Annotated in this window: 18 protein-coding genes; all 18 read right to left on the bottom strand. The window is 45.8% G+C overall.

The features are described 5' to 3' along the window. Positions 1 to 136: 136 nt before the first annotated feature. Positions 137 to 442 (bottom strand): hypothetical protein, encoded by a 306-nt coding sequence (locus DFR77_RS02715; RefSeq protein WP_235230351.1) that lies wholly within the window; start codon positions 440 to 442, stop codon positions 137 to 139. A 66-nt stretch (positions 443 to 508) separates the two neighbouring features. Continuing rightward, entirely contained in the window at positions 509 to 1,123 is a 615-nt protein-coding gene (locus tag DFR77_RS02710) for a hypothetical protein (protein ID WP_003693155.1), read from the bottom strand. 52 nt (positions 1,124 to 1,175) lie between these two features. Beyond that, entirely contained in the window at positions 1,176 to 2,126 is a 951-nt protein-coding gene (locus DFR77_RS02705; protein ID WP_228369787.1) for a hypothetical protein, read from the bottom strand. A gap of 238 nt (positions 2,127 to 2,364) precedes the next feature. Beyond that, complete coding sequence (locus DFR77_RS02700; RefSeq protein WP_003693159.1) at positions 2,365 to 2,814, bottom strand: type II toxin-antitoxin system YhaV family toxin; 450 nt, start codon at positions 2,812 to 2,814, stop codon at positions 2,365 to 2,367. 1 nt (position 2,815) lies between these two features. Then, positions 2,816 to 3,127, bottom strand: a complete 312-nt coding sequence (locus tag DFR77_RS02695) for a type II toxin-antitoxin system PrlF family antitoxin (protein ID WP_003693161.1) — start codon at positions 3,125 to 3,127, stop codon at positions 2,816 to 2,818. Between the two features lie 403 nt (positions 3,128 to 3,530). Then, positions 3,531 to 3,995, bottom strand: coding sequence for a hypothetical protein (locus DFR77_RS02690; protein WP_012503624.1), 465 nt, complete (start codon positions 3,993 to 3,995; stop codon positions 3,531 to 3,533). Between the two features lie 88 nt (positions 3,996 to 4,083). Beyond that, positions 4,084 to 4,863 carry a DUF1281 family ferredoxin-like fold protein gene (locus DFR77_RS02685; RefSeq protein WP_003699934.1) on the bottom strand — a complete coding sequence of 260 codons (780 nt, stop codon included), beginning with the start codon at positions 4,861 to 4,863 and terminating at the stop codon, positions 4,084 to 4,086. A gap of 570 nt (positions 4,864 to 5,433) precedes the next feature. Next, the gene (locus DFR77_RS02675; RefSeq protein WP_003695237.1) at positions 5,434 to 6,006 is read right to left on the bottom strand and encodes a hypothetical protein; all 573 of its coding nucleotides are present in this window, start codon (positions 6,004 to 6,006) and stop codon (positions 5,434 to 5,436) included. Between the two features lie 34 nt (positions 6,007 to 6,040). Continuing rightward, positions 6,041 to 6,622 (bottom strand): hypothetical protein, encoded by a 582-nt coding sequence (locus tag DFR77_RS02670; RefSeq protein ID WP_003693172.1) that lies wholly within the window; start codon positions 6,620 to 6,622, stop codon positions 6,041 to 6,043. 235 nt (positions 6,623 to 6,857) lie between these two features. Beyond that, the gene (locus DFR77_RS02665; protein WP_003693174.1) at positions 6,858 to 7,199 is read right to left on the bottom strand and encodes a hypothetical protein; all 342 of its coding nucleotides are present in this window, start codon (positions 7,197 to 7,199) and stop codon (positions 6,858 to 6,860) included. A 76-nt stretch (positions 7,200 to 7,275) separates the two neighbouring features. Then, a complete protein-coding gene (locus DFR77_RS02660; RefSeq protein WP_033910520.1) occupies positions 7,276 to 8,397 on the bottom strand; it encodes a DUF6094 domain-containing protein in 1,122 nt (373 codons plus the stop codon). Between the two features lie 70 nt (positions 8,398 to 8,467). Then, positions 8,468 to 8,692 carry a hypothetical protein gene (locus DFR77_RS02655; protein WP_003695233.1) on the bottom strand — a complete coding sequence of 75 codons (225 nt, stop codon included), beginning with the start codon at positions 8,690 to 8,692 and terminating at the stop codon, positions 8,468 to 8,470. A 552-nt stretch (positions 8,693 to 9,244) separates the two neighbouring features. After that, complete coding sequence (locus tag DFR77_RS02650; protein ID WP_003693178.1) at positions 9,245 to 9,502, bottom strand: hypothetical protein; 258 nt, start codon at positions 9,500 to 9,502, stop codon at positions 9,245 to 9,247. 247 nt (positions 9,503 to 9,749) lie between these two features. Then, the gene (locus DFR77_RS02645) at positions 9,750 to 12,233 is read right to left on the bottom strand and encodes an SNF2-related protein (protein WP_113852030.1); all 2,484 of its coding nucleotides are present in this window, start codon (positions 12,231 to 12,233) and stop codon (positions 9,750 to 9,752) included. 95 nt (positions 12,234 to 12,328) lie between these two features. Continuing rightward, positions 12,329 to 12,820: a GNAT family N-acetyltransferase gene (locus DFR77_RS02640; RefSeq protein ID WP_003697076.1), complete on the bottom strand. Its 492-nt coding sequence runs from the start codon at positions 12,818 to 12,820 to the stop codon at positions 12,329 to 12,331. A gap of 1 nt (position 12,821) precedes the next feature. After that, a complete protein-coding gene (locus DFR77_RS02635; protein WP_003693181.1) occupies positions 12,822 to 13,100 on the bottom strand; it encodes a type II toxin-antitoxin system TacA family antitoxin in 279 nt (92 codons plus the stop codon). A 238-nt stretch (positions 13,101 to 13,338) separates the two neighbouring features. Continuing rightward, a complete protein-coding gene (locus DFR77_RS02630; RefSeq protein ID WP_047920287.1) occupies positions 13,339 to 13,713 on the bottom strand; it encodes a hypothetical protein in 375 nt (124 codons plus the stop codon). A 271-nt stretch (positions 13,714 to 13,984) separates the two neighbouring features. Continuing rightward, a complete protein-coding gene (locus DFR77_RS02625; protein ID WP_020997331.1) occupies positions 13,985 to 14,539 on the bottom strand; it encodes a hypothetical protein in 555 nt (184 codons plus the stop codon). Positions 14,540 to 14,596 lie beyond the last annotated feature (57 nt).

Raw genomic sequence — 14,596 nt, 5'->3', positions numbered from 1 at the left:
CTTGGCTGAATTTTAATTAAGCCATTCTCACCTTTTTCTAAGACCAAGGCAGGCCCATAGGAAGTGGAGATTTTTTTACCGGGTTGTACATCCGTAACTTTGCTGCGGAAAGCAGGAGTATAAGGCTCCTGCTTTTTTAATTTGAATGGTGAATATTGAACATTGACCAAGAGTACGCTGGATTATTGAGCATATCATTATCCCAATCTTCATCGTTGCACGCTGGATTATTGAGCATATTTGTATGTTTAGATTCAGTGCAATAGTCTACAATGGTGGTAAAAGCGAGTGCTTGAAGTAATCCAATTATCCAAAACCCCTCAACAAAAAGATTTAATGTCGCTTCGCCTGTGCTGAAGTACATTACCGCAGGTGTAGAGATGGAGAATGCCGCTACAAATAAGATAACAAGCCTCAAAAGTTTTTTAGATTTTGTTTTCAATTTGCACTCCATGTGATTGGCAGCATTTCAGCTACCAATCCTCTTTCTTATATGATACACATCCCATTATTTATAAGTTACTTGGATGCTGTCACTTGTAATCCAACGTTCGCTGCCTCTGTTCGGCTGAATTTTAATTAAGCCATTCTCACCTTTTTCTAAGACCAAGGCAGGCCCATAGGAAGTGGAGATTTTTTTACCGGGTTGTACATCCGTAACTTTGCTGCGGTAGGCTTGTTCCCCTGTATATCCATCAGAGAATGCAAAATTCGTATAGTTTTCTCTGTACCACCATCCCATCCACTGGACTTGTCTGCCGTTGATACAGAAAATATCGGAAGTCAGGGTTTCAACCGTCCCCTGATGATGTTCGCAATATGCTTTGAAAGTTCCTACTGCATCCTCAACCGTTTTTTCATGTTCGGATTCGGATCTTGCATAGAATTTTCGTTCAATAGTTCCCGTACTTTCAAAAATCTTGCCTTGGATGATACGGCCAAGTCCCGCCAATTTACTGTCTTTCATCCAATCTTGTACAAACTTGGGATAGGGTTTGTCTAAAGAAGCTTCCAATACCCCGTCAATTTTGGCCGGCTTTGAAGCAAGATTCAAGAAATTACCTTCAGCTTGGGCATTTGAAATGGCCATAGCTGCTAATAATCCGAACATAATTTTTTTCATTGCAATATTTTCCTCATCTTATTGAAACTTAGGGTTTGTTCTAAACAGTGGTTTATGATTTAAACCAACTGGCCATGCGCTGCAGAATCCCATGCTTTTTCGGAATTTCCCTTTTCCCGGAGTGAGCTTGGAAATTCTGATGTTCTAATAAGGCTGCGTATTGGGCGGCCAAAGCCGAATATTCAGCTTCCAATAAAACATGTTTATTCCTCAGCGCCTCAAATTTTTCCTGTATTTGCTCTGCTTGTTGTTCATCGGCCTTAATTTGATTATGCAACATCAAGGCCGTCTGAAAATCCGCACTCAAAGGATTACGGAGTAGGGTGCAGAGAATTTGTTTCCGAAAGGTGTTCCGAAGTTTCTCTACATGGCGATTTATGCGGTTTTTGATTTCTTCATTATCATAATTGAGCAGCTCGTCTTCATCAATATACAAAAATGAACCCTTATCTGCCCGTATCTGAACCACCGGGATACCTATTTTCGATAAGGCTAAACATTTAGGCGCATTGGAAGCCAACCGTGATGTATGCCAAATCTCAACCGCCAATTTTCTCTGCCACCTTATCTCGTGCCTGAGCAGGGAAGTGTTACCCGGCTGATCAAATTCAAGCAAAACATCAATATAAAAAGTTTTGCCATCTATATCTATCCGATATTCGGATAATGCACGGTTCAGCCTAATAGTGACAGGCGGTTGTTGCTCGGCGTGTTCTGTGCAATTTAGAACAGTCGTCAGGCCGCCGGGTAAGTTGGATAGTTCGTTCAGCACTTGTTTGCAAAGCAAGTGGGTTAGCGATTCAGGGGCGGAAGCACCACCGGAGTCGGCTTCACTGTAATAGCGAAAAAAATTGGTCGCCTTCCTCCTGGTCAAAACCATTTTCTTTCTTGTACCGGGACGATGACGGCTGTAGTAGATCATTCCTTCCCGGTGTTTTAGCTTTGCTTCCAGCGCAGTTACCCATTCATCACCATCCGGACTCGTATAAGCAATAATTTTCAAACGATTAAAATCCTTTGGGAAGAAAAGCATCATCAGAATAAGACAACAATAAAATCCTATATATCCTGTTTGCCGCCAAAGGGCAATTTTTTCTCCCCCCCCTTTTTAGATTTGTCCGGCTCATATACGGACATGGGCAACATTATAGATAACAGCAATTATTATTACAATGTTGTAACATTCAGTCTAATACTGTATTTTGACCATGAGAATCTTCTAAGGGCTGTTTTCTTTTGCTCTATTCCTTTGATACTACTTCAAGCAGTGCAGTCCAATCTGAAGGAGGATTTCCGTTCCCCAGCATTTTTTTGAACACGGTATATGCATCATTTTTGCCGCCATAAGTTCTTTTCGTACCCGAGTCGTTTACCCATGCGAGAATGATGATTTTACTGTTTGAGTCGTAACGGAAAAACAATCGGTATCTACCCATAAACTTGGCACGTCGCCAAAATTTGTATTCCGGGCCGAGTGTCTTGCCAAGCCGATATTCCGGGCTATCCGGATTAAGGGCAATATTTTCTATTTCGCCTAAGATTCGTTCCAGCAGTTTGGCCTCTTCGGATCTACTGGATTTTTCGGATCGTTTCTGGCTTTCTATCGTAGTGGCCAGTCTGTCTAATTGCTGCGTAAAGCATTCGTGTTCGTAAATGGTATATCCGTTTATCTGCATAGGGGAATCAGGCATATTAGTCTTTCATATCTGTTTCCCAAGTCAGTTGGCGAAGGCGGTTAAAGCGTGATTGAGATGTGGGTTTGATGGAATTCGGATTTTTTGTCATAGAATTTTCCAAAAAATGCAGGAATTTTCCAACAACTGGATCATGCTCAAATTCTTCTTCCTCAGTATTGTTTTTTTCTAGCAATACCTGTCCGCCGCCTAAGACGGAAAAACGGATTTTGTCCTGTTTTTCCAGCCCCAACGCCTTGCGTACTGACTCGGGAATGGTTGTTTGGTTTTTGCTGGTCATAGTTGACACTGCATCAAAAATAATCTTCATGGTCTCTTTGCCCTGCCTTCATTCAAATTTACTGTTGCTACTTGCGACTTCAATGTCCTAGTTACGCACATCTTCTACTTAACGGCTTGGGAAATTATTGATATTGTTAAAAACTGCTTAAATTAAAGAATTCTGTTTATTGTAAGGAAATTTCCTTACAGGGTCAATACCCAACCCCTTCGACCTGCAAGGGCGTTTATGAATACCCATTTACTGACTGGCAGCGATGACACGCTTAAGTGAGGGAGCAGGCGTAGGCCGGAGGTAATTCCTGTTCCCGAGCTGTCGGCGGCGAGACCGGGGGATTGGGGGCAGAGACCCCAAAAATATCAGAGTATGGGCACAAAAAAACGGCCGCATTAGCGGCCGTTGGTTTTGAAAAAGATTATTTGAGGCACAAATGCTACTTCAAACAGGCATCGAGCTTGGATTCAGGATCACACTCTCCGAAAAACTCATCCAGGAACGCTGATAAGTCCAGTTCATACAACGTCCCCGTCCAGTCGTTATAAAACTCCAAATAATAAGAGAACGATTTGATAGGGAAAGGCTTTACATCCAATCTTTCGTATCTCAACTTTCCTTCGAAACCGAACGAATACGCACTGCATTTTGTGCTGATGCCGTGCAAAATGCCCTGGTTTTCGTTCAAAAGTCTAACAGCAGTGTGAAGGGATTCAACATCGATGCTGACTTCTAAGTCGGGTACGGTAAAGTCATACTCGTCCGTCTGCCAAATGGTATTTAATTCGTCACTACCTTCGGGCAGGTTAAGGTAAAGGAAACGTTTGCCGTTTTCCTGTTTTAGGATGAATCGGCCTTCGCATGAAGCCTGAGTGATCTCTTTGTCAATCTGATTTTCAATCATTTCTAATCTCCACAAAAAAGCGGGGGACAACCCTGCGGGTTGTCCCCGCAGGGTGAGTTGGCAATACGTCTAACGAAATCTAAGTTCTTTAATCTTCGTCATCGTATTCGCATCCAAAGTGCTCGGTAGCGAAGTCACGGACTCCATCATCTGTGCACGGATAATCGAACAATGCTCCTTCATGACCTTCATAGGTTCCTGCAAACCACATTCCTTCTTCCAGGTATTTGGCTTCAAATTCTACGTCAGGAAAACGTTTGGCGAGTTCTCTATAAATCCCTTCCGGAGGACCCCAGGCAGTGTCACAGCTGATCCGGATGCCGCTTTCCCCAACTGTCACAAAAGTGCAGTCGGGGTTTACGTCCCATTTGCAGCCCCAGTTAGCTAACCGCCAGTCATACCAATTCGGATGACCGTATTGGCGGATGTTTTCCGCAATACGCTTGGCAAATGGTCCATCGTAACGGAAACGAGATGCGACTTCAGAGTTAGCTTCAAAATGGAGAAATACTTCACCAACAGTCAGATTGTCCCAATCAAATTTTTCCGAAAAATATAGCTTTAATTCAGAGGAAAGTTCATCCGGCAATCTATATTGAACGGACCAAAAGGATTTATCGCGCTGTTCCAGCATTTCCCGTTCCAAATTGATCAACTTCTTTTCAGGTTGTTGAGCAATTTGAAACCAGGTCTGCTGCATGTAACTATCAGGCACTTCAGGAAGAATCAGCTCCTCCGGCATGGGTACAATATGCTGAAAGCTGAATTGATACCCCTTGTCGGTTTTGATCAGAATTTGCTCCGCCACTTCGGCGATACGTTGAGGATTGCCTTGAAAATGAAGGCTGTTGCTGCACCAGTTGGGCATAGTAGTCTCCTAAGCAGGAATCCCCATCCCTGCGGATAAGGAAACCCGCAGGTTGATGGGCTTGCGCCCGGGTTGATAAAAAAGCCGCCACCGGAAACCGGCGCACATTTCAGACGACAGGTGCTTTAGATAAAAGGCAAAGAAACCGAAACGGTAACTTTGCCTTTGGGAAGCGGAACGACGGTTCCGCCGGCTTGATGAAAAATGTGCTTAAGCACGGTTATTTTTTGGGGGTTTTAAGATAGATTCTCGCAACAATAACAAGAACCAGGCCGACTGCGGCCATGACCCAAGTTCCGGTAACGAAGTCCATTATTTGTCCTCCAGTTTAGAGATGTGAATGCGGATAAGGAATGAAACATACAGCATTTCAAACGACAGGAGCACCAATCCTGCCATGGCAAGATTCTTCATCTCCTCACTATATCCGTTACTCCAGACCACCACACCGATGACGGGGAATACATCCCCTTCAGGGTTGATAAAAGAGCCGTGCATCCGAAACGGATGTGCATTTGGTTAACGGCGGTATGCGGGCGGTTTGACGGACTGCCTACCGTGTAACATAGTCTAATCTTCTACCAAATACCCGTCGCTTTCAAGTCTATCGGACAAGCCTTCGTACCAAATATCGAATTCGGCGATACCGAATTTACGGATGTCGGCCATCTCGCAAAGACAGTGGTAAAGCACGCTGTTACGGTATTCGTAGCGTCCGCCGAAACTTCCGTACTGGTTGATGTATTTCGCTGTAAAACATACATCCAAGTTGGCGAAGATTTCCGCGAGTTTGCGATAAATACCGAAAGGCGGTGCCAATCCGGTTAAAAAGCAGATTTCAATAAAACCCTCTCTTTGTGTAACAAAGGTTTCGGTGGGATATGGGGAAAAACTGCTGCCCCATGCCTCGATTCTCTGTTTGGCAAGGTCAGACGTGATATTTTCGGGTAAAGGCAAAATCCGATTGAAATCAAAAGCCCAATGCTCAGGATGAACGGGGGAGCGAAATAAAATCAGTTTCGCCGCTTCGGCAACCGATTCTTTGGTTCCTTCTATTAGAAGGATGTTGTCAACTTTGATAGACATAACTATCTCCAGTAGAGTTTCTGCCCCTGCGGCCAAAAGACCGCAGGTAATGGGCATTTACCCAGTTGGAAAAGAAACACGGCGGTTATGCCTACACATTGTACAGCTCGGGCAGGATTTCGCGGTTCAGCCAGCCGGTGACGACTTCGCGCAGCACATGGCGGCAGCCATCAGTCAGAACATCAGATAGACTGAAACCGAACTCGTACAGCCCCAGCCCTTCATTCGACTGCCACTCGATGATGGCATTGATGTGGCGGCGGAAAATCCAGGCAATGTCTTCATCTGATAAATACTGCAATGCCCCCTGAAAAATAACCATTTTGTCAGGACGGTTGAAATACTGCCGATAGGCAGGCATCAGATAGCGCATGTCGGCAACGGCGGATACGCCTTCACCGGCGTATCCGTCCTCAAGGTAAGTGACGGCTGCAACGGCATCACCATTGCTACTGCTGATGCAAACCATGTCGGCATTAGCCTGTTTGGCAAACTCTTCACAGGTTTGGGCAAAGACGGCCAAATCAGCCCCTAATCCAAATCTTTTCAGTTCACGTCTAATAGCGGCCATGACACCATCCGTGTGAGCGGTCAAAACTGCACCGTTCAATTTAGCTGCCGCAGCTGCCGATTCTTCCCGATCGGGATTCATCCATACAATAAAGTTTTGCATTGTGTTGCTCCTTAAAAAGAAAACGGAGAACACAGTCCGTAGGGATTGTGTTCCCCACGGGGTTGATAAAAGAAAATGCCGTACATCCCTAAGGATGCGTGTCATGTTTAACGGCAGGACACAAGACAGATAAGGTCTGTCAGCCTGTAAAGACAGGTATTTTCAGACGGCCTTACTAAAGCCGTCTGAAAATACCTGCCCGAAGGCAGGTGAGATATATAAAAAGATTACAAGGTCAGTAATCTTCTGGGAACAGGAGTGTGGTAAGGCTTCTGTCCCATTCTGTAACAACCCAAATTTTTTGGTCCCCAATCTTGTAAGAAGACATTATTCTGCCTTCTTCACCTGGCTTGAGTGCCAGCTGATTCGGCTTGGCATCCTCAGGAGAAATATCACCCCATATGCCATGGCGGTGGGCCTCAAGCAATATTTGGGCATAAAGACTGTTCTCATACAGTTGTGCAGGCAGGTGCTCTTTTGCCCGGTAATCTACTGTTGCCGTCATAGACACTCGGCCCAGGTCAAACAGAGAGGGGGTATCACATGCGGCCGGAGCTGCCGAATCAAGTTGTTCCATTAGGCGTATCCTTAAAAAAACCGGATACACCCCTGCGGGAAGTACCCGGCAGGGTTTAAAAATTGAATAGGCCAATCTATTTGATTGTCAGGACTCGTCCAAAATCCGACGATCCTTCGGTCAAATCAATTGCGCGTATGCTTGGAGAAAACCGGTCAGTTGAAGTAATCGTGACCACAAGCCTGTCCTTCTTGCCGTACTCTTCCGATTTGGTTTCCACTTTGGTTTTATGGGTTGAACCTTTAACCAGCAGCTTTCGGCCATTGGTTGAGGTGACAACGCCATTAACTTGCCCTGCGGCTAATGCTAAAGCAGCATGCCACTGACCCAGAGCACATAAAGGCCGGCGTTTTTCGGCTATAACGGCACTGGTGCCGAAATATTGCGAAAATGATGGCCATAACGTGCGGGATTGCTGCTGTCCCAGTTCACGTTCCAATATACCCTGCTCCAATTTAAAGCTTCTGGGGCGAAAGACCTTATTGGGTGCAATAGGCACACAGTATGCAGGCATACCGGCCGGCAAAGTCTCAGGGGCATTTTCAAAATCAAGCAGGAGCCTTTGTTGGGCATCCGCCTGTTTTTTGCTGATAGAGGCTTTGTTCTTCGGTCGGATGCCGAATATAACCAACTGTTTGTAGGTATCCGCCGCAGCCCTTATCATACGGACATCCGTACAGTGGGTAGCGATTTCGCCGGTTAGATGCTCTGTCAGGGCGGCTTCCGGAACAATCATTACCAACACTCCGCCGGGCTGCAAAGTACCGAAGGTACGTGCGAAGAAAAGTTCTTCAAGCCGTTTGGTTCTTTGATTAGACAGATTGTCTTTGGCGGCAAAGCCGTAAGGAGGATTCAGAAACAGGAGGCCGACTGCCGAACCCTGCATGGTGCAGTTTTCTACATCGGATTTGATGACACTGGTCAGTCGGCTCATTGCCTCTTGAGCACGGTCTTTCTCCAGTTCAATCCCGTAAGTTTGACAACTTATTTTTTCCGATTGCAAAGTAGAAGCTAAAGAAGCCAGGGCTTCTCCTGTTCCGCAGCAAGGATCAAATATGCGTAACAAACCTCCGGCAGATGCCGGAATATCAAGGCAAGCGGCTATACGCGACAATGTGGCCTGGTCGGTGGGGAAGTATCCGTTGTCACGGTGGTTATGCGCGACACGGGGGTGCATCAGATGGTTTTGAGTTTCCATATTGGTCTCCATTCAAATAAAAAACGGAGACATGCCGTGCGGGACAGTCCCCGCAGGGTTAAATCAAAGTTTAATCGAAGGTACCGCCACGTTCTATATGACGTACCATTGTTTTAAAATTCAGCAATCCACGCGGATCCTGTCCCGGCGAGCCGGGTATCGGAATTTTTCGATCGGTCGGTAGGTGCTTCAATGCGCTGTGCTTACGACCGTTTTTGGGGAGGAACATCCATTCTCCCCCCGATACCAGTTGGCGTATAAAAAATTGATAATCTTTGTTTTTGCTATATCTCATTTCTTCTCCGATACAAAAATAGGTTTTCCTCCTGCAAATGGTTAAAAATACACGCATACGATTAAAAAAAACGTAACCGCATGACTTCCAAGAAAAATCCCACTGCCGTACAGACGTACGGAACAGCGGGATTGCGGCTTCAAGCCGGATTTATCTAAAAAGGAACGTATCAGCGTTCTATTTAAAATGCTTTGGTATTAAATAGCAACAAAGCATTTAAAAGATGGGAATACCAATTAACTTGACCGGTCATGTGTATTAGTGTCTTGCTGAGACTCGCCAAACTTTACCAGTTTAAATATGCCAAACAACATGACGGCAATCAAAAATAGTAAGCTGTAGGTCATGATCATGGTTTTTCCCTTTCCTTGGGTTCCTGTTTGACAATCTTTGATTCATATTTATCCAAGTAAAAGATAAATACTTGAGCTACATAGAATGAACCGCGTTAACGGTTTTTGTGTTCTTCCGACGTACGCGAAGTTTCAAGCTGCTTGGTAATCCAATAGCCGAAAGCAAGCACCAGGAAGAGAATAAATAGCAGACCGCCTATCAGCATGACGTATCCTTTCTGTTTAATGAATCACGGTATTTCCGTAGTTTGTCAGCATATACTTGCACAAAGTAGGCAACCAAAGCCAATACGGCTACGCCGGAAGCACGTTCGGTCAAAGAGTATGAATTGAGCCAAAACAACGGCAGCATTGCCAACAAGGCTGTTTTACCTATATCTTCCAGCAATTTGATCCAAGATTCAATGCTTTCCTTGTGAAAAGGAAGGTCGGGTTTGATGAATATAAAAAATTTCACATCGGTATCTCCATGAAAAAGGGAGATATACCGATGCCCTGTGGGGATACGGTATATCCCCACAGGGTTAAAGAAAGTTGAAAAAGAGCCGTCCGTCCCGAAGGACGTGCGCAATGGGTAACGGCAGTGCGCGGGCAGATAAGGTCTGCCAGCCTGTGAAATTCCACCTTACGGGCTTTTTCAGAAGACCTCAACACGAGGTCGTCTGAAAAAACCCACTAAACGCGGGTTAGATGCAAAAATTGCATCAATCTTGTCGGTCAACGAAGCGTTTGGCCAACTGAACTTCAACTGAACCTTCAGCCTGATTCAGAATGTCCAGACCCGAATCGGGCATATCACCGGAGGTTGACTGAGTAACGGCAACTTTTTGCCCCATCAGTTCAAGGCAAATTTGCTGCGCTGTATCGCTGTAACCGGCGAAATACACTTCCACGTCTTCCTTCTGACCAATACGCCAAGAACGGCGGGCAGCCTGCATCAGGGTATAAACGTTATATCCTGTTTGCAAAAAGTAGATGGTTGGAAATGCCAACAAGTCCAAACCGGTTTTGACCAGCTCCGGATTACAGATAACAACCTGTACGCCTGAAGCCAATTGGTCTTCAACCCAGTCTTCGCGTTGATCGGCTTTGACCGTCGCTTTCATTACCGCCGCCTTAATACCGTGCCGTTTGAAAATCTCTTTCAGACGGCCTGTCGTATCACGGGTATCGGTATAAACAGTATAGACCAGACATTTACGTCCTTTAGCCAGACTGTCTTTAACGACTTCCAGCATGTCAGCTTCTTTCGGTGAGATTTCTTCTTCATCGAACTGGGGTTCGGTATGGAAAAGAATCTTGTTTTGTCTGCGCCAGTAAACATCTTGAGGTTTGTAACAACAATCCGGCCATGACAGCAAGGCGCTCATAACAACGCCGGTAAGGGTATTGTCACGATTCCTTAATGCCACCTTCAAATGCTGCCTCAAAACACTCTCCATATTTTTATAGACCGCCTGTTGATCTTCAGTCATTTCAACCGGCCGGAAAACTTCTTTATAGCCAGGTAAAACGCCTTCTCCCAAATCACGCAGCTTAAGAAATACGGTAATAGGCAAAACATAACGCATGATGCCCAAAGGGGAAAATCCCGACGCCTTGGCGGTGCGAACGCTGTTACGCTCTGCTTTTGAGCTACTGAATGCGCCATTACTGTATTCAGTTCCAAGATGTCGGACAATATCCTTCAAAACGCCATGCTTACGCATAAACGCCATGCTTGCCGAACCCAAGGTATTCCCTTTGTTGTAACTGAAACCGTCTTCAATCATCATTTGCGGCCAAAGCCGCCACAATAGAAAGAACAGGTCTTCCGCATAACCACCCATCAGCGTACCGGTTAAGCACAGGATCTTATTACAGCAACGTGCCAAAACGCCCATGGCTTGACCTTGAGCCGTACCGTAGTTCTTGTACTCGTGACCTTCATCTACTACCAACAGCCCGAAAAAGTTCTTCGGTAAATAGCGTTTGACGAACTCGGTCGGCTGATACCCGCCTCGTCCCAGGCTGAATTCTGCTTTGCCTAAGTCTCGGTCGATACGCGCCGCCTGACGGTCGTCGAATAAAAATTCTCCGTTTTCATCCATCAAATTGGAAAACGCCTGAATGTTGTTTTCCAAGATTTCAGCCAGATACTGCTCACCATACATCCCGATGATTTTTGCTGCGGTTTTAGGACCGATGCCGGGTAGGGTGGTCATGGTTTTAAGTACGCGATCGTACACTGTGCTTACAACCCCGTCTTCACTCTGTTCCTTGCGGCACAAGGTCCAGAGCGGTTCCTTACACGGTTTGCCATGATGATTGCCTTTGCAAAAACGGCGGTTTTTAGCCAGGGCGTTTTTCACACCACCTTCAGTGTTATAAGGCTTGTTTTCCTCATCCAAGATTTCACAGCCACATTTAGGACAGTAATACTCGGAAACGGCAAAACCCTCAGAAGCACCTTCAGAAGGTATCCGGCGGCGGCGAACGGCATACGAAGGCCTCCAATGGTAGCCCATGCGCATCCGAACACGCCCCATCACAAAAAACTCCGGAACTTCGGGTTTGCGGTCAAGGGCACGGATTTGCAACAGTTTTGCCAATGTATCGGCTCCGTTAAGAATCCATACGCGGGCATTGGGTACCGTTTTGAGGATCTCTCGTCTCCACTTGTACACCAAATGAGGAGGACTCAATACCAAGGTGCGGTGCAAACCTGCTTGATGCGCGGCAGCGGCTGCTGCAACCGACATCATGGTCTTACCTGTGCCCATTTCGGCATTAATAATGGCTGCGGGTTTGTCCTCTGCCACCAATTGCTGTAATACGGCGCGCACAACTTCGCGCTGCGCCGCAAACAAAGGACGTTCCAGGTTATCCAGCACTTCTTCAAGGAGAGGATAAGTTTGTCCCTGATAGACCGGTTGGTTTTGCTCAGTAACTGCGTTAAAGAGACTATCCCCAAACTCGGCAAGAAACTGTGTCAGGGGTATGTCGGAATCCGGCAGTTCAGTTTCCGGAGATTCCTCCGGCAATACGGCAGCTTCCGTACTTTTTTGGGCAGTCTCAGCCACTTGGCGGATGATAAAGTTGAAATCAGTAGTTATTTGATTCTGACGCTCCTGCATCTCGGTCACAGTTTGATCCAGCCCTGCAAAATCCGGGAGGAGTTCGTCTATTTTTGATACGGGGTTATACATCGTATGCTCCTAAAAAAAAGACGGAGCAAACCCCGGCGACGGGGGATTGCCCCGTCAGGGTTAGAAACCGCTACCGTATGGTGCGGAAAAAGGGGTTAGCGAAGATTCGCCAAAGGAAAAAATAGATGCTTGGTGGCATCTTCGAAAGAAGTAAAGCCGAAATGCCTGTAAAAGCCGATGGCAGCTTCGTCTTTTGCCTCCACAATCAACGCATACGCGGCGATTTCTGCTTTACTGATACGTTTGAGTGCATCAGCCAAAAGTAAAGAACCCAGTCCAAACCCGCCATATTTTCCATCTACCGCCAAACGGCCCATCAGCACTGCGGGAACCGTAGGGTATCTGGGCAGCTTCTTACGAAAACCGGCGGGTATATTACTTAGGGCAACTCCTGTTGCAGCCAATGTATAGTAGCCAAGAATTTGACCGTCGGATGTAACCGCGACAAAACAAGTAGCGACTTTCCGTTTTACGTCTTGCGAAACCTGTTTTTGCAGATAGCGGTTTAAAGGTTCGGAAGGGCGCTCAAATGCATTGCGGTCATCGGCAGCATCAAGGAGGCGGATTCGGAAGTCCGGTAACGGCATTTTATCTCCCGAACAATTCGTCATGTTTTTCCAATGCTCTGCTCAATGCCCCATTCGGTTTGGACGGATTGAGCAGGGCTTGGGCAAACTGAAGTTGGTCACGTTCGGACAGCATCAGAATCTCCGCATCGGCAACTGCTTTTTGGGCAGCCTCGCGGGCAGCACTGATGACAAATTCGGACATACTGCGTCCTTGAAGTTCCGCAGCGTGTTTAAGTAAAGCACGGGTATCTGAAGTGATTCTTGCTTCAAAACGGCAATCGGCATATGTGGCAGTCATGAACATACTCCTAAATTATTTCTAGATTGTACGGCTGATTACCGTACAAAACAAGATATGAAAGGGTATTTTGTAGAAAACATCACATGCTCCAAAGTAACGGAGATATACGATCTCCATAGGTATGTATATCCCCATAGGGTTGAGTGAGAAGTGATAAAAATCCCACCGGATGCCGGAACATGGTGGGATTCAAGGTTACAGATAAAAAGCTCCGTTTAACGGAACGGGTTTAATGTTACAGGAACTTCGCGGCAGCAACGGCAACGGTAGTCGTGATACCGATAAACCAATAAATTGCATTGATTTTAGTATCGATTGCGCTAAACCGTGCATCTACGCTATTTTCAAATGAGCTGATGCGGGCATCTACACTATTTTCAAATGAGCTAAACCGTGCATCTACACTTTTTTCAAATGAGCTGATACGGGCATCTACACTTTTTTCAAAAGCGTCCAGTCGGGCATCGAAGTTCTGGGTCATGAAATCCAGTTTGTTCAAAACCTTTTCCATGTCGTCCTCCGTTTTCAAATCGATTAAGGCTACTATAGCAGCTGCATCCTGACGGTTCAAGCCGGACAGTACCTCATGCTTTTCAGATAGAGTAGGCATAAAATCCTCCTAAGTTTGGGAATATGCCTCCCCATGGGACGTATATCCCCACAGGGTTGGTAAAATTGAAAAATGCCGTACATCCCGAAGGATGCGTGTCATGTTTAACGGCAGGACACAAGACAGATAAGGTCTGTCAGCCTGTAAAGACAGGTATTTTAAGAAGACCTTACTTGAAGGCCGTCTGAAAATACCTGCCCGAAGGCAGGTAAAATAAAAGGTACATCGTACCTCGAAGATCAATAAATATCGGATTCCTCATTTTTCAAACTCAATAAGGTACATCATCGTCAGATGATTTGGCAGCTATATAAGCTGATGCCTTTTCTGCTTCGACTCGGTTCATTTCGTCCACTATCTCGCGAAGTTTTTCACTTTCACGGTGTTTGCGACAATGCGCAAGTATGGCTTGAAAAATCTGAAAATGCTTCCGATCCAGTTGTATTACCATGCGCAGCTCAACGGGTTTGCGCTTATAGAGCAAGCGCACTATATTTTGCAGAATCCGAGCACCACCGTATTTGCACGATCCAAGCAGTATGTTGCGGACATCTTGATGTTGAAACACTGTATCAGGATCATAAATGACTTTTGTAAAATCATTTTCCAATTCACAAATACGTTGTTCCAGCCAGTCAGTTGCCATTTGACTTACAGCAAGTTGGAATTCGTCATAATCCAAGTCCTTCCAGGCAAGAGGTAGTGTGAGCTCCATGGTTAGTTTGGTTCTCACGCTGGCATCTTCTAAGAACCATTTATCTAAAATACGCATAGCGACCAAAACGAGTTTCAGGTAATAAAACTCGAGTTTCTCGACGAGTTTCATTGTCTTCAAAAAGAAATTCTGCACGAAAATCACATGAGCGAGAATAAGCAGTTTGTT

Origin of the sequence: Neisseria gonorrhoeae (assembly GCF_003315235.1) — a bacterium.
Taxonomy (GTDB): domain Bacteria; phylum Pseudomonadota; class Gammaproteobacteria; order Burkholderiales; family Neisseriaceae; genus Neisseria; species Neisseria gonorrhoeae.
This window is presented reverse-complemented; position numbering and strand designations above follow the sequence as displayed.

Excerpts from the sequence above, each read along its gene's own strand:
- DFR77_RS02710 (WP_003693155.1), bottom strand. The coding sequence starts at position 1,123 with ATGAAAAAAATTATGTTCGGATTATTAGCAGCTATGGCCATTTCAAAT.
- DFR77_RS02700 (WP_003693159.1), bottom strand. The coding sequence starts at position 2,814 with ATGCCTGATTCCCCTATGCAGATAAACGGATATACCATTTACGAACAC.
- DFR77_RS02695 (WP_003693161.1), bottom strand. The coding sequence starts at position 3,127 with ATGAAGATTATTTTTGATGCAGTGTCAACTATGACCAGCAAAAACCAA.
- DFR77_RS02690 (WP_012503624.1), bottom strand. The coding sequence starts at position 3,995 with ATGATTGAAAATCAGATTGACAAAGAGATCACTCAGGCTTCATGCGAA.
- DFR77_RS02685 (WP_003699934.1), bottom strand. The coding sequence starts at position 4,863 with ATGCCCAACTGGTGCAGCAACAGCCTTCATTTTCAAGGCAATCCTCAA.
- DFR77_RS02675 (WP_003695237.1), bottom strand. The coding sequence starts at position 6,006 with ATGCCCATTACCTGCGGTCTTTTGGCCGCAGGGGCAGAAACTCTACTG.
- DFR77_RS02670 (WP_003693172.1), bottom strand. The coding sequence starts at position 6,622 with ATGCAAAACTTTATTGTATGGATGAATCCCGATCGGGAAGAATCGGCA.
- DFR77_RS02665 (WP_003693174.1), bottom strand. The coding sequence starts at position 7,199 with ATGGAACAACTTGATTCGGCAGCTCCGGCCGCATGTGATACCCCCTCT.
- DFR77_RS02660 (WP_033910520.1), bottom strand. The coding sequence starts at position 8,397 with ATGGAAACTCAAAACCATCTGATGCACCCCCGTGTCGCGCATAACCAC.
- DFR77_RS02655 (WP_003695233.1), bottom strand. The coding sequence starts at position 8,692 with ATGAGATATAGCAAAAACAAAGATTATCAATTTTTTATACGCCAACTG.
- DFR77_RS02645 (WP_113852030.1), bottom strand. The coding sequence starts at position 12,233 with ATGTATAACCCCGTATCAAAAATAGACGAACTCCTCCCGGATTTTGCA.
- DFR77_RS02640 (WP_003697076.1), bottom strand. The coding sequence starts at position 12,820 with ATGCCGTTACCGGACTTCCGAATCCGCCTCCTTGATGCTGCCGATGAC.
- DFR77_RS02635 (WP_003693181.1), bottom strand. The coding sequence starts at position 13,100 with ATGACTGCCACATATGCCGATTGCCGTTTTGAAGCAAGAATCACTTCA.
- DFR77_RS02630 (WP_047920287.1), bottom strand. The coding sequence starts at position 13,713 with ATGCCTACTCTATCTGAAAAGCATGAGGTACTGTCCGGCTTGAACCGT.
- DFR77_RS02625 (WP_020997331.1), bottom strand. The coding sequence starts at position 14,539 with ATGAAACTCGTCGAGAAACTCGAGTTTTATTACCTGAAACTCGTTTTG.